This is a genomic window from Streptomyces sp. NPDC005728, assembly GCF_040630895.1.
Lineage (GTDB): Bacteria > Actinomycetota > Actinomycetes > Streptomycetales > Streptomycetaceae > Streptomyces.
The window spans coordinates 1-21,952 of sequence record NZ_JBEXYL010000093.1 but is presented as its reverse complement, the minus strand read 5'-3'; the positions used below and the strand labels follow the sequence as shown (position 1 = coordinate 21,952).

Annotated in this window: 18 protein-coding genes and 1 pseudogene; 11 read left to right on the top strand and 8 right to left on the bottom strand. The window is 70.2% G+C overall.

Annotated elements, in window-relative coordinates; genetic code table 11:
- The first annotated feature begins 167 nt into the window (after positions 1-167).
- The 4 genes from ABZ471_RS38475 (at position 168) to ABZ471_RS38460 (ending at position 3,387) form a co-directional block, all read left to right on the top strand.
- Positions 168-740, top strand: a complete 573-nt coding sequence (locus ABZ471_RS38475) for a TetR/AcrR family transcriptional regulator (protein ID WP_359073273.1) — start codon at positions 168-170, stop codon at positions 738-740.
- A gap of 360 nt (positions 741-1,100) precedes the next feature.
- Positions 1,101-1,781, top strand: coding sequence for an ABC transporter permease (locus tag ABZ471_RS38470; RefSeq protein WP_359073272.1), 681 nt, complete (start codon positions 1,101-1,103; stop codon positions 1,779-1,781).
- Positions 1,778-2,449 carry an ABC transporter permease gene (locus ABZ471_RS38465; RefSeq protein WP_359073270.1) on the top strand — a complete coding sequence of 224 codons (672 nt, stop codon included), beginning with the start codon at positions 1,778-1,780 and terminating at the stop codon, positions 2,447-2,449. The genes ABZ471_RS38470 and ABZ471_RS38465 overlap by 4 nt, the downstream gene beginning before the upstream one ends.
- The gene (locus ABZ471_RS38460; RefSeq protein WP_359073268.1) at positions 2,446-3,387 is read left to right on the top strand and encodes an ABC transporter substrate-binding protein; all 942 of its coding nucleotides are present in this window, start codon (positions 2,446-2,448) and stop codon (positions 3,385-3,387) included. The genes ABZ471_RS38465 and ABZ471_RS38460 overlap by 4 nt, the downstream gene beginning before the upstream one ends.
- A gap of 9 nt (positions 3,388-3,396) precedes the next feature.
- Here the strand turns inward: ABZ471_RS38460 and ABZ471_RS38455 are convergent, their stop codons facing one another.
- The 8 genes from ABZ471_RS38455 to rhaI form a co-directional block, all read right to left on the bottom strand.
- Positions 3,397-4,551, bottom strand: a complete 1,155-nt coding sequence (locus ABZ471_RS38455) for an ATP-binding cassette domain-containing protein (RefSeq protein ID WP_359073266.1) — start codon at positions 4,549-4,551, stop codon at positions 3,397-3,399.
- 54 nt (positions 4,552-4,605) lie between these two features.
- A complete protein-coding gene (locus ABZ471_RS38450; RefSeq protein ID WP_359073264.1) occupies positions 4,606-6,918 on the bottom strand; it encodes an NACHT domain-containing protein in 2,313 nt (770 codons plus the stop codon).
- A gap of 205 nt (positions 6,919-7,123) precedes the next feature.
- Positions 7,124-7,765 (bottom strand): LUD domain-containing protein, encoded by a 642-nt coding sequence (locus ABZ471_RS38445; protein ID WP_359073262.1) that lies wholly within the window; start codon positions 7,763-7,765, stop codon positions 7,124-7,126.
- Positions 7,762-9,249, bottom strand: coding sequence for a LutB/LldF family L-lactate oxidation iron-sulfur protein (locus ABZ471_RS38440; RefSeq protein ID WP_359073260.1), 1,488 nt, complete (start codon positions 9,247-9,249; stop codon positions 7,762-7,764). The genes ABZ471_RS38445 and ABZ471_RS38440 overlap by 4 nt, the downstream gene beginning before the upstream one ends.
- The gene (locus ABZ471_RS38435; RefSeq protein ID WP_359073258.1) at positions 9,246-10,001 is read right to left on the bottom strand and encodes a (Fe-S)-binding protein; all 756 of its coding nucleotides are present in this window, start codon (positions 9,999-10,001) and stop codon (positions 9,246-9,248) included. Before ABZ471_RS38435 ends, ABZ471_RS38440 begins: the two co-directional genes overlap by 4 nt.
- A 72-nt stretch (positions 10,002-10,073) precedes the next feature.
- A complete protein-coding gene (locus ABZ471_RS38430; protein ID WP_359073257.1) occupies positions 10,074-11,522 on the bottom strand; it encodes a rhamnulokinase family protein in 1,449 nt (482 codons plus the stop codon).
- The gene (locus ABZ471_RS38425) at positions 11,519-13,558 is read right to left on the bottom strand and encodes a bifunctional aldolase/short-chain dehydrogenase (protein WP_359073255.1); all 2,040 of its coding nucleotides are present in this window, start codon (positions 13,556-13,558) and stop codon (positions 11,519-11,521) included. Before ABZ471_RS38425 ends, ABZ471_RS38430 begins: the two co-directional genes overlap by 4 nt.
- A gap of 141 nt (positions 13,559-13,699) precedes the next feature.
- Positions 13,700-14,860: an L-rhamnose isomerase gene (gene rhaI / locus ABZ471_RS38420; protein WP_359073253.1), complete on the bottom strand. Its 1,161-nt coding sequence runs from the start codon at positions 14,858-14,860 to the stop codon at positions 13,700-13,702.
- A 261-nt stretch (positions 14,861-15,121) separates the two neighbouring features.
- Here rhaI and ABZ471_RS38415 point away from each other — a divergent pair, with 261 nt between their 5' ends.
- The 7 genes and pseudogenes from ABZ471_RS38415 to ABZ471_RS38385 all read left to right on the top strand — a co-directional run.
- A complete protein-coding gene (locus ABZ471_RS38415) occupies positions 15,122-16,639 on the top strand; it encodes a sugar ABC transporter ATP-binding protein (protein ID WP_359073252.1) in 1,518 nt (505 codons plus the stop codon).
- Positions 16,636-17,676 (top strand): ABC transporter permease, encoded by a 1,041-nt coding sequence (locus ABZ471_RS38410; protein WP_359073251.1) that lies wholly within the window; start codon positions 16,636-16,638, stop codon positions 17,674-17,676. The genes ABZ471_RS38415 and ABZ471_RS38410 overlap by 4 nt, the downstream gene beginning before the upstream one ends.
- Complete coding sequence (locus ABZ471_RS38405; protein ID WP_359073249.1) at positions 17,669-18,643, top strand: ABC transporter permease; 975 nt, start codon at positions 17,669-17,671, stop codon at positions 18,641-18,643. The genes ABZ471_RS38410 and ABZ471_RS38405 overlap by 8 nt, the downstream gene beginning before the upstream one ends.
- A gap of 122 nt (positions 18,644-18,765) precedes the next feature.
- Positions 18,766-19,845: a rhamnose ABC transporter substrate-binding protein gene (gene rhaS / locus ABZ471_RS38400; RefSeq protein WP_359073247.1), complete on the top strand. Its 1,080-nt coding sequence runs from the start codon at positions 18,766-18,768 to the stop codon at positions 19,843-19,845.
- Between the two features lie 17 nt (positions 19,846-19,862).
- Complete coding sequence (locus ABZ471_RS38395; RefSeq protein WP_359073245.1) at positions 19,863-20,183, top strand: L-rhamnose mutarotase; 321 nt, start codon at positions 19,863-19,865, stop codon at positions 20,181-20,183.
- A 16-nt stretch (positions 20,184-20,199) separates the two neighbouring features.
- A complete protein-coding gene (locus tag ABZ471_RS38390; protein ID WP_359073243.1) occupies positions 20,200-21,612 on the top strand; it encodes a BNR repeat-containing protein in 1,413 nt (470 codons plus the stop codon).
- A 78-nt stretch (positions 21,613-21,690) separates the two neighbouring features.
- Positions 21,691-21,897 (top strand): annotated as a pseudogene (locus tag ABZ471_RS38385) (LacI family DNA-binding transcriptional regulator); the annotation flags it as partial.
- Positions 21,898-21,952: the final 55 nt, after the last annotated feature.

Genomic DNA, 21,952 nt, shown 5'->3' with positions numbered 1-21,952 from the left:
CTCCGGGCTGGTCGGGATCTGCGTCCGGTCATGGTCTGACACGCTGTCCAAGCGCTTGTTCACCATCTAAGCGCTTGTTCACCCCCTTGTCACGGAATTCGTCGGGCGACCCACGCGAAGTATACCGATCGGTTTCCATGAGTGTCCGGGCGCGGTAACCTCGCCTTATGGCCACCACGGACAAGACGTCTCCCCGGGACCGGCTGCTCGACGCGGCCGGTCAGCTCTTCTACCGCGACGGCGTCTCCATCGGTGTCGAGGCGCTGTGCCGCGCGGCGGGTGTCTCCAAGCGGTCGATGTACCAGCTCTTCGACAGCAAGGACGAGATGCTCGCCGCGAGCCTGGAGCGGCGGATCCCCCGGTACGCGGCCCTGCTCGCGCCCGCGGACCCGGAGGCCGGGACACCGCGCGAGCGCATCCTGCACGTCTTCGAACAGGTGGAGCGGGCCTCCACCGACCCCGACTACCGCGGCTGCCCGTATCTGGCCGTACTGGTCGAGCTGAAGAACCCGGAACATCCCGCGAGCGTGGTCGCCCGCGCGGCCAAGGAACAGCTGGAGCGGGACTTCCGCACCGAGGCCGAACGGGGCGGCGCCCGCACCCCCGAGCTGCTCGCCCGCCAGCTCATGCTGGTCTTCGACGGCGCCAGCGCCCGGGCCGGCGCCCGCGTGGAGCGCCTGGACGACGGACTCGCCACGGCGACGGTGACGGCGCTGCTGGACGCGGCGGGAGTGAAGTAGGGACGGTGCGACCGGCATGAGGTAGCCCACACCCACACCCTGTCGTCCGCCGCTCCCATTCGGGGCGCGCGGGCGGCGGCATCTGGCCGCCCGCCGTGGTCCGCCCCCCGGCATCTGGGCACCCGCCGTGGCCCAGTCCCCCGTACGGGCCCCGTGGTCCGGCCCCCCGTAGGGGCCCCGTGATCCGCCCCCCGCACGGGCCACCCCTTGGTCCGCCACCCCCATACCGGCCCCCCCCGTGGTCCGCACCCCGTACGGGCCCTGTGGTCCGCCGCCTCGTACGAGCCACCCCCGTGGTCCGCCGCCCGTACGGGCCACCACAACGCGCCGACCCGCTCGCCCGCCCGGTGCAATGGAGGGGTGACCGCGCCCCCGGACGACTGCCTCGCGCGCAACGAGTGGATCTGCGGCGCCTATCTCAGCACCCGCCGCCAGATCCTCCTCGACGCGGTCGTCCAGCACCTCCAGCTGACGGTGGTGTCGGTCCTCATCGGTCTCGCGATCGCCCTGCCGCTGGCGGTGCTGGCCCGCCGCTGGGTCCTGGCCGCCGGCCCGGTCCTCGGCGTGACGACGATCCTCTACACCATCCCGTCCCTGGCGATGTTCTCCCTGCTCCTGCCCCTCTACGGCCTCTCGGCCACCCTGGTCGTCGCCGGACTGGTGCTCTACTCGCTCACCCTGCTCGTGCGGAACATCCTCGCCGGGCTGCGCGCGGTCCCCCAGGAGACCCGGCAGGCCGCGCGCGGCCTCGGCTACGGTCCGGTCCGGCTGCTGCTGACCGTGGAACTGCCCCTGGCCCTGCCCGCCGCGATGGCCGGACTGCGCATCGCGACCGTGTCGGCGGTCTCCCTGGTCACCGTGGGCGCGATCGTCGGCTACGGCGGCCTCGGCAACCTGATCTACGCGGGCATGAACACCTACTTCAAGGCCCAGGTGCTCACCGCTTCCGTGCTCTGCGTGCTGATCGCCGTCGCCGCCGACCTGCTCCTGCTGGGCGTGCAGTGGCTGATCACCCCCTGGGCGCGGGCGGCCCGCGCATGAACACACTCGGCGCCGCCTGGGACTGGCTCACCGACCCCGCGCACTGGTCCGGCGAGGACGGCGTCTGGCACCGGCTGCTCCAGCACCTGGTGCTCACCATCGTCTGCCTCTTCCTCAGCTGCCTGATCGCGCTGCCCGTCGCGCTGGTCCTCGGCCACCTCGGCAGGGGCGGCGCGCTCGCCGTCAACATCTCCAACATCGGCCGGGCCGTCCCCACCTTCGCGGTACTGGTCCTGCTCCTGCTGACCCCGGTGGGGAAGTGGGGCGAGGGGCCCACGGTGGTCGCCCTGGTGCTGTTCGCCGTGCCGCCCCTGCTCACCAACGCCTATGTCGGCATGCGCGAGGTCGACCGGAGCGTCGTGCGGGCGGCGCGGGGCATGGGCATGACGGGGCGACAGATGCTGTTCCACGTGGAACTGCCCCTTTCGCTCCCGATGGTCCTCAACGGGGTGCGGATCGCCGCCGTCCAGCTCGTCGCCACCGCCACCATCGCCGCGCTCGCGGGCGGCGGCGGCCTCGGCCGGATCATCACGGCGGGCTTCAATCTGGCCAGCACGCCCCAGGTGGTCGCCGGCGCCCTGCTCGTCGCCGTGTTCGCCCTGATCGTCGAGGGCGTCTTCGAGGTCGCCGAACGCCTGGCACCGGCATGGGCCCGGGGCGGCCGATGAGGGTCCGTACCGCGATGACGGCGGCCGTGCTCCTCACCCTCACCGCCTGCTCCACGGGTCCCTCCCTGGAGAACCGCGGCGCGGTCACCGCACCGCCCGGCGACAGCCGCCACCTGACCATCGGCTCGGCCGGCTTCACCGAGAGCGACCTGCTCGCCCAGATGTACGCGCAGCTGCTGAACCGGGCCGGCTACAAGACCTCGATCCTCACGGTCGCCAACCGGGAGCTGTACGAACCGGCCCTGGAGGCCGGCCAGATCGACGTCGTACCGGAGTATGCGGCCACCTTCGCCGACTGGCTGAACGCCAAGACCCACGGCGCCGCCGCGAAACCGGTCGGCTCACCCGACCTCGACGCCACGATGAAAGCCCTGCGCAGACTCGCGACACCCCGCGGACTCACGGTCCTCGCGCCCGGCCGCGCGGTCGACCAGAACGCCTTCGCGGTGACCTCCGCCTACGCCCGGCAGCACGGTCTCAGGACCCTCAGCGACCTCGGTGCCTCGAAGCTGGAGGTGCGGCTCGCCGCCGGTGACGAGTGCGTGCAACGGCCGTACTGCGAACCGGGATTGAAGAAGGTGTACGGCATCGACGTCACCGCGGTCGACCCGAAGGGCGTCGGCACCACCCAGGCCAAGCGAGCCGTCCAGGACGGCCGGGACCAGATGGTGCTGACCACCACCACGGACGCCACCCTCGACCAGTTCGGCCTGGTCCTGCTCGCCGACGACAGGCATCTGCAGAACGCCGACTACGTCGTCCCGGTCGTCAACCGCTCCCGTGCGGGCAGCACGGGTGTGGCGAACGCCCTGGGCAGGCTCAACGACGTCCTCACCACGGCGGACCTGGCGGACCTGAACCGGCAGGTCGACAGCTGGCGCCGGCTGCCGGCCGACGTGACGCGGACCTATCTGAAGAACAAGGGCCTGCTGAAGTGACCGCCCGCCTCAGGCGTCCGAGACCGAGTCGAACGGCACCTGACCCCGCGCGACACCCCGCGCGTCCGCGTCCACCGAGCGGCGCAGCGCCTCGTGCAGCTTCGCCGGGGTCAGCACGCCGAGGAAGCGGGCTCCGTCCAGCACCGCGACCCACCCGGCGTCGTACTGGAGCATCACCCCGAACGCCTGCTTCAGTGGTGCTCCCACCGGCACCCAGGCGGTCATCCGGTGTGTGAGGTCTCCGACCGTGCCGCCCGCGGCCAGCCTGTCGAGGCCCACCCAGCCACGCAGATCATCGTGCGCGTCGAGGACCACCGCCCAGCGGGCGCCCTCGGTCCGCAACCGCTCCGCCGCGCGCTCGACGGGCTCGTCCATCCGGGCCACCGGCGGCTGTTCGAGATCGTCCGGCTCGATCTCGGTGACCGACAGCCGCTTCAGCCCCCGGTCGGCGCCCACGAACCCGGCGACGTACGGCGTGGCGGGCGCGCCGAGCACCGCGCCCGGCGTGTCGAACTGCTCGATGCGGCCCTGCCCGTACACGGCGATGCGGTCGCCGAGCCGGACGGCCTCCTCGATGTCGTGCGTGACCAGCAGCACCGTCTTCCGCACCGCAGCCTGCATGCGCAGGAACTCGTCCTGCAACTGCTCGCGCACCACCGGGTCGACCGCGCCGAACGGCTCGTCCATCAGCAGTACCGGCGGGTCCGCCGCGAGCGCCCGCGCCACGCCCACCCGCTGCCGCTGGCCGCCCGACAGCTGCTCGGGGTAGCGCGGCCCGTACGTCTTCGGGTCGAGACCCACCAGATCGAGCAGCTCGGCGGCCCGGGCCCGCGCCTTAGCCCGCTTCCAGCCGAGCAGCGCCGGCACGGTCGCGGTGTTGTCCAGCACCGTGCGGTGCGGGAAGAGGCCCACCTGCTGGATGACGTAGCCGATCCGGCGGCGCAGCCGCACCGGGTCGATCCGGGCGATGTCCTCGTCGTTCACGAAGATCCGGCCGGAGGTCGGCTCGATCAGCCGGTTCACCATCATCATGGTCGTCGTCTTGCCGCAGCCCGAGGGGCCCACGAGCGTGACGAGTTCCCCCTCGGACACCTGGAAGGAGAGGCCGTCCACAGCTGTCGTACCGTCCGGATACCGCTTGGTGACCTGCTCGAACCGGATCATTCCCTCACGCTAACGGGCGCGCCCGCGCGGTGCCCGGCGGGCACGCCACACGGCTCACGGTGAGGTCGTTGAATCGGAATGTGCGCCTGGTAGGCCGTCGGCAGGAGTGCGTGGCTCCGGCAGCCGAGTGCTTTCAGCGAGCCGGGTTTGCAGTCGGGCATGGCGGAACTGGTACGTCGAGTTCACCCTGCGCAGGATGCCGAGGCGATGGGCGTCCGCAAGGAATGCCTGTAGCTGCCAGGGTAGTTGCCCACGGATAGCAAACTGGATTCGAGCGATGACGTAGTACGGCCAGGCGCAGGTGGCCAGTGCGAGTACGAACCCGATGACCCCGATGTCGAGGAGCCGGAAAGCGGTCACGATGGCGAGATCTGTGACTGTGCTGGCGAACCAGATACTCGTCCTGACACCGGCGTCGGGCAGCACGAAGAGGAAGGCGCAGGCTCCTCCGCCGAGCAGTGCAAGTAGACGATCAGCGCGCAGTGTCTCCTCAACGGTTTCCTGATCGTCTACAGCGGGGGAGGACCTGACCCAGCGGAAGAAGGCGAGTCCAATGCCCAGGACGGCACCGATCACCAGCCCGTCGCGCAGGCTGGCCAGGAAACGCGGCTCTCCGTCGTTGTGCACGTATGCCGCGTAGCTCGCGAAGAACAGCGCGGACGAGACGGCGACACCTGCCACGCTGCCCAATGCGCGGGCCAGACGTCGTCGCCACTGAACCATGCCGGGACGGCCGCGGTTCGGCAGTTCCGGCGGGGCGGGCAGGCCCGCAGTGAGAAGAACCAGCCACAGGCACACGCCGACGAAGGCGGTGGCTTCGAGGAACTTGGGCGCCATGCTCGTACCCGGCAGGAAGGGCACGGTGGCCGGGGTGGCGGCCAAACCGCCGCTGAGGGCTACGAGGGCAGAGAAGCCAGTCCGATGCCCAGTCCTCGCCAGGGAACGCGAACCCCGGCTGCTGAGGAGAAACACGGGCACGACCGCAGCCGCTTGCGCCATGCACATGGGCACGATCTTCAACGGCATCCCGAAGAGGGGCACCAGCAGCGGATTGGTGACAAGGTGCCCGACGAGAGTGATCGCCAGCCACGTAGCGGCGCGCCGCCAGGGTTTGGTCAGCGCGGAGCTCCATGTGTGGAGCTTCCACCAGGCAAAGTCGAAGCTGCCGTGTTTGCTCAGTCCCTGGGCAAGGAACGTCAGGTGGCGCCGCGCTTTCTCGGGGTTCCAGCCTCTGGTGGGGTCCTGTCGCCGGGAGCGCGCATACAGAGTCGGAATGAGCGCGTCCAGCAAGTGATGCTCAACAGCGGGGAGAGTGGGAAAGCGGCGGAGGTCGGCCAGCTCGGTGGGATCATGGTCTCCGCCGCCGTACACACATCGGACCAGGGTCGCCATCAGGGGGCTGGTCAGGACGTGGCCGACTGGTGATTCGGGGGTCTGGGCGAGGTGATCGGCCAAGGCGTCCCATGCGGGACGGCGCTGAGTGGGAGCAGCCAGGCGTAGCGCAGCAAGTGCTTCACCGACGTGGAGCGGCGCGGGCTCCAGGACGGCTGCGTTCCCCAGGGGCCTGCTTTCCCGTACGGCGCGCGCAAAGTCGTCGGTGCGGCAGGTCAGTACGAGCGGTGCGCTTGTTGGCAAGGTGTCGTTGAGGGCTGCCAGGACCGCTGCCTGGCGTGCTACAGGTACCTCATCGAGTCCGTCGAGCACGGGCACCAGACGGTGCTCGGTGAGCAGCTCCACGATGGAGCTGGTGCCGTATCGCCGGACATCACTCAGTGCGGGGTAGTCCTCGGTGATGCGGCGTTGCAGCCAGTCCCGAGCGCTCTCGCGTGACGGATCGAAGGAGGACAGCGGACACAGCACTGGTACCGGGTCATCGCAGTCGCGCGTCCTCAGCAGGGCGAGAAGAAGCAGCACAGCAAAGGTCGTCTTTCCCGAACCACCAGGCCCCAGCACGACCATGCGCTGACGTGTGGCCCGATGGAACGTCTCGATCAGCTGGTCGGGGGCATGTGTGTGGCACAGGATTGCGGTATCCCCCCGCGTGCTGCAATCCATGAGCTCCCCACGCCGGCTAAGTGTCCAGCTCACGGGCAGAGGTGCGGGTTCGAAGAGCTGCCGCAGGATGGCCTCGTCCTCCCACTGGCGCCGCACAACGCGGGCAAGTGTCTGTGCCGTCTCCGCGATCTGCCCCGTGTCGGAGCTCTTGTGGTGTGGCTTGCCCCGCCACGCCCAGACTGCCAGCACCCCCAGCAGGCCGACCACAGTCCCGAGCACCGAAGCGGCAGCCGAGACTTGGTCAGCACTCCCCAAGGCCCAGACGGACATCAACCCACCGGTGACCACGGCGCTGAACGACCATGCCACCATCCAGCGCCATCGCATACCCAACCAACGGCCGAGTCCCGATCCGGTCACCCGAACCTTGGACAGGACCCGCTGTCCGTTCGGGCAGCACGACGGAGACGCATGCTCGTCTCACGCTGTCGTTCCAAGGGCGGGACAAGGGCGCCCGTCATGGAGAGAGGGACACGGGACATGCGAACCTACGTGAACACCTGTCGGCCACCGCCCGTCAGCCGAGCAGCACGACCTCCAGCGTCCGCGGCCCGTGCACCCCCTCCACCCGGTCCAGTTCGATGTCACTGGTGGCCGAGGGGCCGGAGATCCAGGTCAACGGACGTGCCGGATCGAGTCGTTCGAGGGCCTGGGGGACGGCGGCGACGACCTGGTCGGGGACTCGTACGACACAGATGTGGTGGTCGGGGACAAGTGTGATCCGGCGGCGGCCCTGGTCCGGGCCGCCGTCCAGGACGAGGGTGCCGGTTTCGGCGATGGCGACCGCGCAGCCCGTGACGACGCTGTCCACCTGGTCCAGCTCGTTCGGCGTGCTGTCGGCCCGGTCCGCGACCCGCGTCGCGTCCACCTGTGCCAGCCAGCCCTCCTCCAGCCCCGGTGGCACCAGCACCGACGCCGCCTTCCGATCCGCCAGCAACCGGGCAAGCAGTGCCGGAAGTTCGCCGCCGGTGCAACGGTGCACGATCGCCCGGTAGTCCGCCAGGTTCTCGGCGAGCAGGTCCACCGTCTCCTCGACGCTCCGTTCACCGTGCTCGCGTAGATAGTCGCGCGGCACAGCCTCCTCGTACGGCGTTTCGTCCCGCGGTACGTCCGCGAGCGCGCGCCGTACCCGGCCCAGGATCCGGTCCCTGCTGCTCACTTCGCGTCTCCCTTGCCGGCGTTCCCGCCGTTGGTGCGCTGCCACCAGTCGCGGAACGGCTCCGCCGGCACGGCGGGCAGATCCCGTGTCCCGCTCCACGCCCTGCCGGGTCCCGGCAGCGTACGGGGATGGAGGCGGCGGCTGCGGGAAGCGAGCCGTTGGCCCGTGCGCAGCACACCAGGGCGTGAGAACGCCCAGCGTGCCGCACGCATCGCCGCCCGCTCGGCCGCGTGCCCCTTGGCCGGTTTGAGCACCACCTTGTTGCCGTTCCGGATCACCTGGCCGCCCTCCACGACCCGCTCCCGCAGGTGCACGAGCACCTCGGGGATGTCGATGGCGACCGGGCACACCTCGTAGCAGGCCCCGCACAGACTCGATGCGAACGGCAGCGAGGCGTCGATCTCGCTTGCCGTGCCCCGGAGCTGGGGGCTGAGGATGGCGCCGATGGGGCCCGGATACACCGAGCCGTAGGCGTGGCCGCCGGCCCGCTCGTACACCGGGCAGACGTTCAGACAGGCCGAGCAGCGGATGCAGCGCAGCGCCTGGCGGCCGACCTCGTCGGCGAGGGTGTCGGTGCGGCCGTTGTCCAGGAGCACCAGGTGGAAGGTCCTCGGGCCGTCGCCGTCCGTCGTGCCGGTCCACATGCTCGTGTACGGGTTCATCCGCTCGGCCGTGGAGGAGCGGGGGAGTGTCTGGAGGAAGACCTCCAGGTCCCGCCAGGTGGGGACGGTCTTCTCGATACCGACGACGGAGATCAGCGTTTCGGGCAGGGTGAGACACATCCGGCCGTTGCCCTCGGACTCGACGACGACGAGCGTGCCGGTCTCGGCGACCATGAAGTTGGCGCCGGAGATGCCGACCTTGGCCCGCAGGAACTTCTCGCGCAGATGCAGGCGGGCGGCTTCGGCGAGTTCGGCGGGCGTGTCGGTCAGGCCCTCGGGGGCGGGGCGGCCCCATGTGCCCATCTCGGTGCGGAAGATGTCCCGGATCTCACCCCGGTTGCGGTGGATGGCCGGGACGAGGATGTGCGAGGGCCGGTCCTTGCCCAACTGGACGATCAGCTCGGCGAGGTCGGTCTCGTAGGCGCGGATCCCTTCCGCCTCCAGGGCTTCGTTGAGCCCGATCTCCTGCGTGGCCATCGACTTGACCTTGACGACCTCCGACTCGCCGGTCGCCTTGACGAGTTCGGCCACGATCCGGTTGGCCTCGTCGGCGTCGGCGGCCCAGTGGACCGTACCCCCGGCGGCGGTGACCGCCTCCTCCATCTGGACCAGATAGCGGTCCAGATGGCGCAGGGTGTGGTCCTTGATGCGCCGGCCCGCCTCCCGCAGAGCCGCCCAGTCGGACACCTCGCCGACGGCCTTGGCGCGCTTGGCGCGGATGGTGTGCGTGGCGTGGCGCAGATTCCCGCGCAGGGTCTGGTTGCCGACGGCCTCCCGCGCCGCTTCCGGAAAGGCCGGCATCCCCACGAACGTCCCGCTCATACGGCCGGCTCCTCCTCCGTGCTCGCCAGGATCTCCGCGATGTGGACCGGCCGTACGTCCGTCCCGAGCCGGGTCATGGTGCCGCTGATGTGCATCAGACAGGAGTTGTCGGCCGCGCACAGCACCTCGGCGCCGGTCGACTCGGCGCCTCGCACCTTGTCCGCGCCCATCGCCGCCGAGACGTCGGAGTTCTTCAGCGCGAAGGTGCCGCCGAACCCGCAGCACTCCTCGGCACCCGGCAGCTCGACCAGCTCCAGTCCCTCGACCGCCTGCAACAGCCGCCGGGGCCGGTCGCCGAGTCCGAGGCCGCGCAGGCCGTGGCAGGTCGGGTGGTAGGTGACCGTGTGCGGGTAGTAGGCGCCCACGTCCGTCACCCCCAGTATGTCGACCAGGAACTCCGTCAGTTCGAACGTCTTGGGGACCACGGGGGCCAGTGCCCGGGCGAGGGTGTCCCCGCGTCCTTCGGCGCGGGCCCGCTCGCCGATGCGCGGATACAGTTCCCGCACCATCGCCCCGCACGATCCGGACGGGGTCACGATCGCCTCGTATTCCCCGAAGACATCGGAGAAATGGCGGGCGAGCGGTTCTGCCTCGTGCCGGTAGCCGGTGTTGTAGTGCGCCTGCCCGCAGCAGGTCTGCGCCATCGGGAAGTCGACCTCGACACCCAGTCTGGTCAGCAGCTTCACCACCGCTCGGCCGGTGTCCGGATAGAGCGTGTCGTTGACACAGGTCAGGAACAGAGCGACACGCATCGCGGCTCCTCGGGGTCGGTCATCGGACGAGTGCAGGGTAATGGGCGGACACCGCCGAAGGGAGGGGGCGGCTCACCGCGTGGCGAGCCGGGCCGCCGCATCCCGCCAGCGCGCGGTGTCGCCCCGGGGCGCGTACCGGGTCAGCGGCTGGGTACGGGTGAGCAGCCGGCGCATGTCGGCGAGGTCGCCGACCAGCCCGTGGGTCCGGGCCTGCGCGAGGACGTTGCCGAGGGCGGCCGCCTCGGTCGCGCCCGCCACCACCGGCAGCCCGCACGCGTCGGCGGTCAGTTGGCACAGCAGCGCGTTGCGGGTGCCGCCGCCGACGACGTACACGACGTCCACCGGACGGTCGGCCAGCCGCTGCGCGTCCCGGACGGCCTGCCGGTGGGCGAGGGCGAGGGAGTCGAGGATGCACCGCGTGATCTCGGCGGGCGTCTCGGGCACCGGCTGCCCCGAGGCCCGGCACGCCTCGGCGATCCGCTCCGGCATCCGGCCCGGCGCCAGGAACGCCTCGTCCCCGGCGTCCACCACCGACCGCAGCGCCGGCACCCCGGCCGCCTGACGCAGCAGCAGCCCCAGATCCGGCTCGCCCCAGGCCCGTACGCACTCCTGGAGCAGCCACAGTCCCATGATGTTGCGCAGGTAGCGGACCGTGCCGTCGAGCCCCAGCTCGTTCGTGAAGTTCGCGGCCCGGCTCTCCTCGGTGAGCACCGGCGCGGCCAGCTCCAGGCCGGCCAGGGACCAGGTGCCGGTGCAGATGTAGGCGAAGCGCTCGCCGACGGCCGGGACCGCGGCCACCGCCGACGCCGTGTCGTGCGAGCCGACCGCGGTCACCGCCACCGGCCCGGTGAGCCCCGTCTCCTCCAGCACCTCCGGGCGCAGCACACCGGCCGGATCACCCGGCTGACGCAGCGGCGCGAACAGCCCGAGATCGATACCCAGCCGCTCGGCGACGTCGTGCGACCACGTACGCGTCAGGGGATCGATCAGCTGGGTGGTGGAGGCGTTGGTCAGTTCGGTTCCCTGCTCGCCGGTCAGCCAGTACGTCAGCAGGTCGGGGATGAGCAACAGCCGCCTGGCGTGGGCGAACTGGGCGGTCGAGCGGGCCGCCGTCAGCTGGTAGAGGGTGTTGAAGGGGGCGTACTGCAACCCGGTGGCCGCGTACAGCTCGGCAGCCGGCACGGTCGCCCACACCTTCTCCCCGGCGCCTTCGGTCCGGGCGTCGCGGTAGTGCACCGGGTTGCCGAGCAGGGCCCCGCCGGCGTCCAGCAGGCCGTAGTCGACGGCCCAGCTGTCGACGCCGACGGAGTCGACCTGTCCGGCCGCCCGCAGTCCGTCCAGCACACCGGCATACAGCGCGAGAACGTCCCAGCGAAGCCCCTCCGGCACGCGCACGGGCCGGTTCGGGAACCGGTGCGCCTCGCTCAGCTCCAGCGCGTCGTGCCCGACCCGCCCGACCATCACCCGTCCGCTGGACGCGCCCAGGTCGACGGCGGCGTACGCCCTCGTCCCCCCGCTCATCGCAGGAACGCGGCCGCCACACCCGCGTCGACCGGGATGTGCAGCCCGGTGGTGTGCGTGAGATCCCCGCCGGTGAGGGCGAACACCGCGTTCGCCACGTGCTCCGGCAGTACCTCCCGCTTCAGGATGGTCCGCTGTGCGTAGAACTCGCCCAGCTTCTCCTCCGGTACCCCGTACACGGCGGCCCGCTGTGCGCCCCAGCCCCCCGCGAAGATGCCCGAGCCGCGCACCACACCGTCCGGGTTGACCCCGTTGACCCGGATGCCGTGCCCGCCCAACTCGGCGGCCAGCAGCCTCACTTGATGGGCCTGGTCGGCCTTGGTCGCGGAGTAGGCGATGTTGTTGGGCCCGGCGAAGACGGCGTTCTTCGAGGCGATGTAGACGATGTCCCCGCCCAGCCCCTGCGCGATCATCATCCTGGCCGCCTCCCGCGACACCAGGAACGAGCCGCGGGCCATGATGTCGTGCTGGAGATCCCAGTCCTCGGCCGAAGTCTCCAGCAGCGGCTTGGAGACGGAGATCCCCGCGTTGTTCACCACCAGGTCGACCCCGCCGAAGGCGAGCACCGCCGCCTGGAAGGCCGCGGTGATCTGCTCCTCGGAGGTGACGTCGACGGTCACGGCAACGGCCTTGTCGGGCCCGCCGAGTTCCTCGGCGCCGGCGGTTGCGTTCGCGGCGTCGAGATCCGCTACGACGACACACGCCCCCTCGGCGACCAGACGGTGCGCGATCGCCCTGCCGATCCCGCTGCCGGCCCCGGTCACCAGGGCCACCCGGGTCGCCAGCGGCCTCGGCGGGGGCATCCGCTGGAGCTTGGCCTCCTCGAGGGCCCAGTACTCGATGCGAAACTTCTCCGCCTCCTCGATCGGCGCGTACGCCGACACGGCCTCGGCCCCGCGCATCACGTTGATCGCGTTGACGTAGAACTCTCCGGCCACGCGGGCGGTCTGCTTGTCCTTGCCGAACGAGAACATGCCCACGCCGGGGACGAGCACGATCGCGGGGTCCGCGCCGCGCATCGCGGGGGAGTCGGGCAGTGCGTGCCGCTGGTAGTAGGCGGCGTACTCCTCGCGGTAGGCGGTGTGCAGCTCCTGCAGCCGGGCGACCGCCTCCGCCGGCGGTGCCGACGGGGGAAGGTCGAGGACGAGCGGCCGTACCTTGGTGCGCAGGAAGTGGTCCGGGCAGGAGGTGCCGAGGGCCGCCAGCCGCGGGTGTTCGGCGCGGGAGAGGAAGTCCAGCACCACGTCCGCGTCGGTGAAGTGGCCGACCTGCGGCCTGTCCTGCGAGGCGATGGCCCGCACGTACGGCGCGAGGGCCGCGGCCCGCTCCCGCCGCTCGCCCTCGGGCAGGGCCTCGCACCCCTCGACGACGGGGCCGAAGGGCTCGGCCTTCCCCTTCTTCGCCAGGAAGGCCTCGGCGGTGCGGATGATGTGCAGCGAGTTCCGCTCGCACTCCTCGGCGGTGCCGCCCCAGGCCGTGATGCCGTGCCCGCCCAGAACGCAGCCGACGGCCTGCGGGTTGGCCTCCTTGATCGCCGCGATGTCCAGCCCGAGCTGGAACCCGGGGCGCCGCCACGGCACCCACACCACGCGGTCGCCGAAGCACTCGGCGGTCAGCTTCTCCCCGTCGGCGGCGCAGGCGAGCGCGACACCCGAGTCGGGATGCAGGTGATCGACATGCGGGGCATCGACCAGCCCGTGCATCGCGGTGTCGATGGACGGAGCGGCCCCGCCCTTCCCGTGCAGGCAGTAGTCGAACGCGGCGACCATCTCGTCCTCGCGCTCGACGCCGGGGTACACGTCGACGAGCCCACGCAGCCGGTCCAGCCGCAGCACGGCGAGTCCGGACTCGGCAAGGGTCCCGAGGTCACCGCCGGAGCCCTTGACCCACATCAGTTCGACGTCGCCGCCGGTGACGGGGTCGGTGCCGGTGCCTTTGGCAGAGGTGTTGCCGCCGGCGTAGTTGGTATTGCGCGGATCGGCGCCGAGCCGATGGGAGCGGGCGAGCAGAGCGGCGGCTTCGTGGTGCGGTGCCATGAACTTCCGGTCCTTACGTGAAAGAGGGTGAGTGCACTTCCCTGGGGACGCGGGGCTGCGTCAATCTGCGGGCTGCGCCGCGTGGGCGCGACCAGCCACCTACGGACCGCACCCCGCACGCGAACAGAACCCGGCAGACGCTTACGCCCCCCACCCGGCCTGCTGCCCTCCGACCCGCTCAGCAACGATCTTCTGAGCCCACCCGGACCGGGCATACGCGGCGATCGGATCCGGATCGATCCCCATCTCTTCCCGCACCTCACGAAGCAACGGCCGCACATCCGTGTCGTACGCGTCCATCAACACGGCATTGGCGCCCAGCACGTCCCCGGCGGCCTGTGCGGAAGCCAGCGCCGACCGGTCGACGAGCAGAGCCTTCGCCGTCGCCTCCTGCACATTCATCACGGACCGGATGATCGCCGGAATCTTCGCCTCGATGTTGTGGCACTGATCGAGCATGAACGCGACCTCGGAGGTGAACCCCCCACCCCGAACCACCTCGTACATGATCCGGAACAACTGGAACGGATCCGCGGCCCCCACCATCAGGTCGTCGTCCGCGTAGAACCGGGAGTTGAAGTCGAACCCCCCGAGCTTCCCCTCCCGCAGCAGCGTGGCGACGATGAACTCGATGTTGGTCCCCGGCGCGTGATGCCCTGTGTCGACCACGACCTGCGCCTTCGGCCCGAGCTTCAGACAGTGCGCGTACGCCGTCCCCCAGTCCGGCACGTCCGTCGTGTAGAACGCCGGCTCGAAGAGCTTGTACTCCAGCAGCATCCGCTGCCCCTCCCCGAGCCGCGCGTACACCTCGGCGAGTCCCTCGGCCAGCCGGTCCTGCCGCGCCCGTACGTCGTCCTGACCGGGATAGTTCGTACCGTCCGCGAACCAGAGCTTCAGATCGGCGGAGCCCGTCGCATCCATGATGTCGACGCACTCCAGCAGATGGTCGACGGCCTTGCGACGCACCGCCGCATCCGGATGACAGATGCTGCCCAGCCTGTAGTCGTCGTCCTGGAACGTGTTGGAGTTGATCGCGCCGAGTTCCAGCCCGCGCTCCTCGGCGAACTTCGCCAGGGCCGCGTAGTCCGCCACTTCGTCCCAAGGGATGTGCAGGGCGACGGTCGGTGCAACGCCGGTGAACGCATGCACCTGCGCCGCGTCCTCCACCTTCTCCTGCGGATCGCGCGGAACGCCCTGCTGGGCGAACACCTTGAACCGGGTCCCCGAGTTCCCGTACGCCCACGACGGCGTCTCGACGGCCTGTGTCTTGAGCGCGGCCTTCACCGCAGCGAGATCGGTCACTTGAGGGCTCCTGTGGGGTCCGGTCGAACGACTGAGCATGTGAAACGATTCAGAACGGCAAGCTATGAGCCCACCTGGGGGGTGTCAAGCACTCTGGCCGACCCTGTTCTCCGTGACTCGGGCGCGACCTTCGGCTATCGAAATTTTTTCGACACGGACCCATTGACGTGACATGGCCGGGGTGCCTAACGTCCCGGCAATCCAGTTGAAACCTTTCACGACGCCGCGGGGACCGCCTCGGGCGTCGTCGAGGAGCCACCCATGACCCACCCGCCTGACCCGGGACCGGCCCCGGTGCTGGCCCTGAGGGACGTGTCCAAGTCCTTCGGCGCCGTACGCGCCCTGCGGGGCGTCTCCCTGGAGCTGTTCCCCGGCGAGGTGCACGCCCTCGCCGGTGAGAACGGCGCGGGCAAGTCGACCCTGATCAAGACGCTCGCCGGCGTGCACCGACCGGACGCCGGTCAGGTGCTGCTCGACGGCGAGCCCGTCGTCTTCCACGGCCCCGGTGACGCCCGCGACGCCGGCATCGCCGTGATCTACCAGGAACCGACCCTCTTCCCCGACCTGTCGATCGCCGAGAACATCTTCATGGGCCGCCGGCCCCGGCGCGCCCTCGGCCGGATCGACCACAAGGCCACCCGTGCGGCCACCGCCGCCCTGATGCGGCGGCTCGGCGTGGACCTCGACCCCGACCGCCCCGCGCGCGGTCTGTCCATCGCCGACCAGCAGATCGTGGAGATCGCCAAGGCACTCTCCTTCGACGCCCGCGTCCTGATCATGGACGAGCCGACAGCCGCCCTGACCGGCAGCGAGGTCGCCCGGCTCTTCGGCGTCGTGCGCACCCTCGGCGAACAGGGCGCAGCGGTGCTGTTCATCTCCCACCGGCTGGAGGAGATCTTCCGGATCTGCCGGCGGGTGACCACGCTGCGGGACGGCGCCCGGATCGCCGGCGAGCCCCTCGACGGCATGACCGAGGACGACCTGGTCCGCCGCATGGTCGGCCGCGACCTGGACGAGCTGTACCCCAAGCAGGACGTCACCCCCGGCGAAGTCGCCCTCAGCGTGCGCCGGCTGACCCGTGAGGGCGTCTTCACCGACGTCTCCTTCGAGGTCCGGCGCGGCGAGATCGTCGGCCTCGCCGGGCTCGTCGGCGCCGGCCGCACGGAGGTCGCCCGCGCTGTCTTCGGCGTCGACCGGTGGGACGCGGGGGAGGTCGAGGTCGACGGCCGCAGGCTCACCAACGGCGCGCCGTCCACCGCGATGACCGCGGGTCTCGCCCTGGTCCCCGAGGACCGGCGCGCCCAGGGCCTGGTGATGGACCTGTCCATCGAACGCAACATCGGCCTCACCGGACTTCGTACGACCGTGAGGGCCGGGCTGATGGACCGCGGCGCCGAACGCAGCCGCTCCCTCGACTGGGCGGTCAGGCTCCAGGTGAAGTACGCCCGGATCGCCGACGCCGTCTCCACCCTCTCCGGCGGCAACCAGCAGAAGGTCGTCCTAGCCAAGTGGCTGGCCACCGGTCCGAAGGTACTGATCGTGGACGAGCCCACCCGCGGCATCGACGTCGGCACCAAGGCCGAGGTCCACCGGCTGCTGTCCCAGCTGGCCGCCGACGGGGTGGCCGTCCTGATGATCTCCTCCGACCTGCCCGAGATCCTCGGCATGGCCGACCGCGTGCTGGTGATGCACGAGGGCCGGATCGCCGCCGAGATCCCCCGCTCCGAAGCCACCGAGGAAACCGTGATGGCCGCAGCCACCGGGAGGGCCGCCGTATGACGGTGACCGCGCCCGACCACGCACCGCCCGGCGACGTGCCCAAGTCCAGCGGCACCCGGCTGGTCGACCGCGTCTTCAGGATGCGCGAACTCGCCATCCTGGCCGTCTTCCTGGTGATGATCGCCGTCACCCAGGCGGGCAACAGCGAGTTCCTGTCCGAGCAGGGCATCAAGGACCTGCTGCTCAACGCCACGATCCTGGTGCTGGTCGCCACCGGCCAGTCCCTGGCGGTGATCACGAGGAACGTCGACCTGTCCGTCGGCTCCACCCTCGGCATCAGCGCCTTCGCCGCCGGCACCTGGCTGCACGGCGGCGGGAACGCCGTCGTCGCGATCGCCCTGGCCGTCCTGCTCGGCGTCGGCTGCGGTCTCCTCAACGGGCTGCTCGTCAGCCTCGGCCAGGTGCCCGCGCTCGTCGTCACCCTCGGCACGCTGTACATCATCCGGGGCATCGACTCGATCTGGGTCGGCTCCCGGCAGATCACCGCGGCCGATCTCCCCGGCGGATTCGTGGACTTCGGCTCCGGCGGGCTCGCGGCGATTCCCTGGCTGGCCCTGATCGCGCTCGCCGTACTCGTCGCCACCGCCTACTACCTCAAGCACTTCGGCAGCGGCCGCGAGCTGTACGCCCTCGGCTCCAACCCGGAGGCCGCCCGCCTGGCCGGCATCCCCGTCCGCAAGCGGATCCTGGCCGCCTACACTCTCTGCGGCGCCCTCGCCGGGCTCGCCGGCGCCCTGTACCTGGCCCGGTTCGGCAACGTCGACTCCGGCACCGGCAACGGCTACGAACTCACCGTCGTCAGCGCTGTCGTGGTCGGCGGTGTCGCCTTCACCGGCGGCTCCGGCAGCGTCTACGGCGCCGCCCTCGGCGGACTGCTGCTCACCTCGATCAACAGTGTGCTGCCCGCCCTCGGCGTCAGCTCCGTGTGGGTGCTGGCCATCAACGGCGTCCTGCTGCTGCTCGCCATCGCCGTCGACCGGATCGTCGCGCTGCGGGTGGCCGCCGCCCTGAAGAAGAGGAAGGTCCGCCATGCCTGAGTCCCTGACGCGCGCGGTCCGTTGGGACACCGTGGTAGGCGCGCTCCTGGTCGTCCTGTTGATGCTGTCGTTCGGCACGGTCGACGGCTTCGGGAACGCCCTCAACCTGTCGTTCCTGATCGGCAACACCCTGCCGATCGCCTTGATCGCCCTGCCGATGACCCTCCTGGTGGTGGCCGGAGAGATCGACCTGTCCGTGGCCTCGACGGCCGGTCTGTCGGGCGCGGTGATGGGCAAGCTGTGGAACGAGGGCATGGCCATCGAGACGATCATCCCGATCTGTCTCCTGCTCGGAGTGGTGTGCGGGCTGGTCAACGGCCTCCTCGTCACCCGGCTCGGGCTGCCCTCCCTCGCCGTCACCATCGGCACCCTCGCCGCCTACCGGGGCATCGCGCAGATCGTGCTCGGCTCGGACGCGGTGACCGACTTCCCCACGCAGTACCTGGACTTCGCGGCCGGCCGTCTGGGGGACACGTTTCTCCCGCAGTCCTTCCTGCCCTTCCTCGTGCTGCTCGCGATCGCCGTCGTCCTCCTGCACGCCACCCCGTTCGGGCGGTCGCTGTTCGCGATCGGTGCCAACGAGGAGGCAGCCCGGTTCGCCGGCATCCGCGTGAAGCGGCACAAGCTGATCCTGTTCACGGTGACCGGGTTGATGGCCTCGCTCACCGGGATCTTCTGGGCTCTGCACTATGCGAGTGCGCGTTACGACAATGCCACCGGGCTCGAACTCTCCGTCGTCGCCGCTGTGCTGCTCGGCGGGATCGACTTCGACGGAGGCAAGGGCACGTTGGGCGGTGCGATCGCGGGTGTCTTCCTGCTCGGTGCGCTGCAGAACGTGATGAGCCTGTCCAACGTGTCCGCGCAGTCGCAGATCGTCGTCACCGGTGTGCTCCTCGTCGTATCTGTGCTCGGCCCGCGGGTCGCACGCCAGGTGGCGATCGCGAGGGCGGCTCGCTCCGCTGGATAGGTCGTTCGTCAACTGCGGGCCCGTTGTGGCTGGTCGCGCCCACGCGGCGCAGCCGCAAATCAACGCAGCCCCGCGCCCCCTTGGGGGCGCGTCCACTTCACCCTCGTCATAAGGACCCCGCTATGCGCACATCGTCCCTCCGTCGTTCCGGCGCCGCCCTCGCCGCGGCCACCTCCTTCGCGCTCGCCCTCACCGCCTGCGGCGGCACCACCAAGAACGACGTCAAGTCCGACAACGCCTCGGCCGCCTCCGCCGGCAAGGCCGATCCGAACGCGGCCACCAAGAAGGGGCTGACCGTCGGCTTCCTGCCCAAGCAGGTCAACAACCCGTACTTCACCACCTCCGACAAGGGCGGCGAGAAGGCGCTTGCCGAGCTGGGCTCGACGTACAAGGAGGTGGGCCCGAGCAGTGCCACCGACACTGCCGGCCAGGTGGGTTACGTCAACACCCTCACCCAGCAGCAGGTGAACGCGATCGCCGTGTCGGCGCAGGACCCGGGGGCGCTGTGCACCGCTCTCAAGCAGGCCATGTCGAACGGCATCAAGGTCGTCACCTACGACTCCGACACCAACCCCGGCTGCCGTAACGCCTTCGTCTCACAGGCGTCCGCCGAGGACCTGGGCCGCACCGAGGTGCAACTGCTCGCCGAGCAGATCGGCTACAAGGGCGAGATTGCGGTCCTGTCCGCCGCACAGACCGCGACGAACCAGAACACCTGGATCGGCTACATGAAGGACGAGCTGAAGGACCCCAAGTACAAGAACATCAGGCTCGTCAAGATCGCCTACGGCAACGACGACGCCCAGCAGTCCTTCCAGCAGACCCAGGGCCTGCTCCAGGAGCACCCGGACCTGAAGGGGATCATCTCCCCGACCACCGTCGGCATCAAGGCGGCCGCCCAGTACCTGTCCGGCTCCAAGTACAAGGGCAAGGTCAAGCTGACCGGCCTCGGCACCCCCAACGACATGCGCAAGTACGTCAAGAACGGCACCGTCGACGCCTTCGAGCTGTGGGACCCGGCCAAGCTCGGCGACCTCGCCGCGCGCACCGCCGTCGCCCTCGCCTCCGGACAGATCACCGGCAAGGAGGGCGAGACCTTCAAGGCCGGCGACACCACGTACACCCTCGGCAAGGACGGCGTGATCAACCTGGGCAAGCCGACCGTGTTCGACGCCAAGAACATCGACCAGTTCAACTTCTAGTGGACGAGGGGGTGTTGATGCAGCGCGTGTGCTTCCTGCTGAAGGTCCGGGCGGACCGCCTCGACGAGTACCGCGAACGGCACGCCGCCGTGTGGCCGGAGATGCTCGATGCCCTGCGGACGACCGGCTGGCACAACTACTCGCTCTTCCTGCGCGAAGACGGCCTGCTCGTCGGCTATGTGGAGACCGAGGACTTCGCCGCCGCCCGGGCCGGCATGGAGGCCACCGACGTCAACGCCCGCTGGCAGGCGGAGATGGCGCCGTTCTTCGAGTCGCTGGACGGCGCCCGGCCCGACGAGGCGATGAAGCCGCTCACCGAAGTGTTCCACCTGGCCTGACCTGGGAGTCCCGCTGATGAGAAGACGCACCGTGCTGGCGACCGCCCTCCTGGCCGCCGTGGCGGCCCCCGGCACCGCGAACGCGGCCGACCCCGGCCCGTCCGTCACCAAGAAGGGCACCACCCGACTCGACACCCAGGCCCTCTACTTCGTGTCCTACGACGGCCTGGTCAACAACAACTCCTTCCAGAAGAACGGCCTGCTGACCTACAAGGGCCACCAGTACGCCGCCTGGTACACCTCCACCCGCAACGCCGTCGTCGCCCGTCGCGTTCTCGGCGGCTCCACCTGGTCGACCGTCACCCTCTCCCACACCCTCAAGAGCGACGACTCCCACAACGTCATCTCCATGGGCGTCTCCAGGACCGACGGCCGTCTCCACATCTGCATGGACTCCCACAGCGACGGCTTCTTCTACGCCAAGTCGGCCGCCGGACTCCTCGACGCCCCTGCCTCCACGTCCTGGACCTCGTCCGTCTTCGGCGCCGTACAGACGACCCTCGACGGACTCACCCTCACCTCGCAGTTCACGTACCCCCAGTTCGTCTCCACGCCCGAGGGAAGGCTCCAGCTCAGCTACCGGGCCGGCATCTCCGGCAACGGACGCAACGCCCTCGCCGAGTACGACGGCTCGGCCTGGACGGCGCTGGGGGAGTGGTCCGGCTCCACCGGCACCTACACCAGCTCGCACGGCTCCAGCACCGCCCGCAACATGTACCTGCACGGCATCGACTACGACGCGGGCGGCCGGTTGCACGCCTTCTTCACCTGGCGCGAGCAGAACGCGGCCGTGATGTGCAACAGCGGCGGCATCACCAACCACGACACCGGCTACGTCCACTCCACCGACCGCGGCCGCACCTGGCGCAACGACGCGGGCACGGTCGTGGGCACCACCGGAAGCCCGGACACGGTCTCCGTCACCAATTCCGGACTGGTCGTCGACTCCCTCAACCCCGACCACTCCCTGATGAACCAGGAGAGCCAGGCCACCGACTCCGCCGGCCTGCCCCATGCGATCATCAGCTACGTCCCCGGCCGCTTCGGCCAGTGCACCACGAACTACGTCGCCGACCGTACCGCCAACGGCCGCGCCTTCCACCTCCGCAAGAACTCCACCGGCACCTGGCAGAAGACCGAGATCCCCGTCGCACTGAACTCCAGCCAGCGCACCAAGCTGGTCCTGGACAGGTACGACAACGCCTACGCGATCTTCCCGTACGGCCGGATCGCCGGTGCGTCGAAGTCCTCCGGGTACACGGACTGGGCGCTGCTGTACGACGGCAGCGACCTGAACGCGTTCGGCGAGGTCGTGATCGACGAGCTGCGCGTCAGGACGGACGACGTGCTGTCGTTCATGTACCAGGAGAAGTCGAGCGGCACCACCCCCTCGCCCCTCCATGTCGTGGACTTCGCACTCCCTGCGTGACCGGCCTGTTCTGGGCGGCGATGACGGTAATGTGAAGGCCTTCCCGCCGCCCCTCGTTCTCCTGGAGGTCTCCGCCCGATGGCCCAGTCGGTGGGTATCAAGGACGTTGCCCGCGCCGCCGGAGTGTCGGTGGGGACGGTGTCGAACGTCATCAACCGCCCGGAGACCGTGGCCAGCGAGACCCGTGCGCGCGTGCTGTCCGCGATCGACCGGCTCGGCTACGTCCGCAGCGAGTCCGCGCGCCAGCTGCGCGCGGGCCGCAGCCGGATCATGGGCCTGCTCGTCCCAGGACCTGACCCCTGGACCGGGGCTCGTGGCGTCCGCAGGCCCTAGCGGACCG

Excerpts from the sequence above, each read along its gene's own strand:
- ABZ471_RS38390 (WP_359073243.1), top strand. The coding sequence starts at position 20,200 with ATGAGAAGACGCACCGTGCTGGCGACCGCCCTCCTGGCCGCCGTGGCG.
- ABZ471_RS38415 (WP_359073252.1), top strand. The coding sequence starts at position 15,122 with ATGACCCACCCGCCTGACCCGGGACCGGCCCCGGTGCTGGCCCTGAGG.
- ABZ471_RS38440 (WP_359073260.1), bottom strand. The coding sequence starts at position 9,249 with ATGAGCGGGACGTTCGTGGGGATGCCGGCCTTTCCGGAAGCGGCGCGG.
- ABZ471_RS38410 (WP_359073251.1), top strand. The coding sequence starts at position 16,636 with ATGACGGTGACCGCGCCCGACCACGCACCGCCCGGCGACGTGCCCAAG.
- ABZ471_RS38460 (WP_359073268.1), top strand. The coding sequence starts at position 2,446 with ATGAGGGTCCGTACCGCGATGACGGCGGCCGTGCTCCTCACCCTCACC.
- rhaS (WP_359073247.1), top strand. The coding sequence starts at position 18,766 with ATGCGCACATCGTCCCTCCGTCGTTCCGGCGCCGCCCTCGCCGCGGCC.
- ABZ471_RS38465 (WP_359073270.1), top strand. The coding sequence starts at position 1,778 with ATGAACACACTCGGCGCCGCCTGGGACTGGCTCACCGACCCCGCGCAC.
- ABZ471_RS38425 (WP_359073255.1), bottom strand. The coding sequence starts at position 13,558 with ATGGCACCGCACCACGAAGCCGCCGCTCTGCTCGCCCGCTCCCATCGG.
- ABZ471_RS38395 (WP_359073245.1), top strand. The coding sequence starts at position 19,863 with ATGCAGCGCGTGTGCTTCCTGCTGAAGGTCCGGGCGGACCGCCTCGAC.
- ABZ471_RS38475 (WP_359073273.1), top strand. The coding sequence starts at position 168 with ATGGCCACCACGGACAAGACGTCTCCCCGGGACCGGCTGCTCGACGCG.
- ABZ471_RS38430 (WP_359073257.1), bottom strand. The coding sequence starts at position 11,522 with ATGAGCGGGGGGACGAGGGCGTACGCCGCCGTCGACCTGGGCGCGTCC.
- ABZ471_RS38455 (WP_359073266.1), bottom strand. The coding sequence starts at position 4,551 with ATGATCCGGTTCGAGCAGGTCACCAAGCGGTATCCGGACGGTACGACA.
- ABZ471_RS38450 (WP_359073264.1), bottom strand. The coding sequence starts at position 6,918 with ATGGTGGCATGGTCGTTCAGCGCCGTGGTCACCGGTGGGTTGATGTCC.
- ABZ471_RS38435 (WP_359073258.1), bottom strand. The coding sequence starts at position 10,001 with ATGCGTGTCGCTCTGTTCCTGACCTGTGTCAACGACACGCTCTATCCG.
- ABZ471_RS38405 (WP_359073249.1), top strand. The coding sequence starts at position 17,669 with ATGCCTGAGTCCCTGACGCGCGCGGTCCGTTGGGACACCGTGGTAGGC.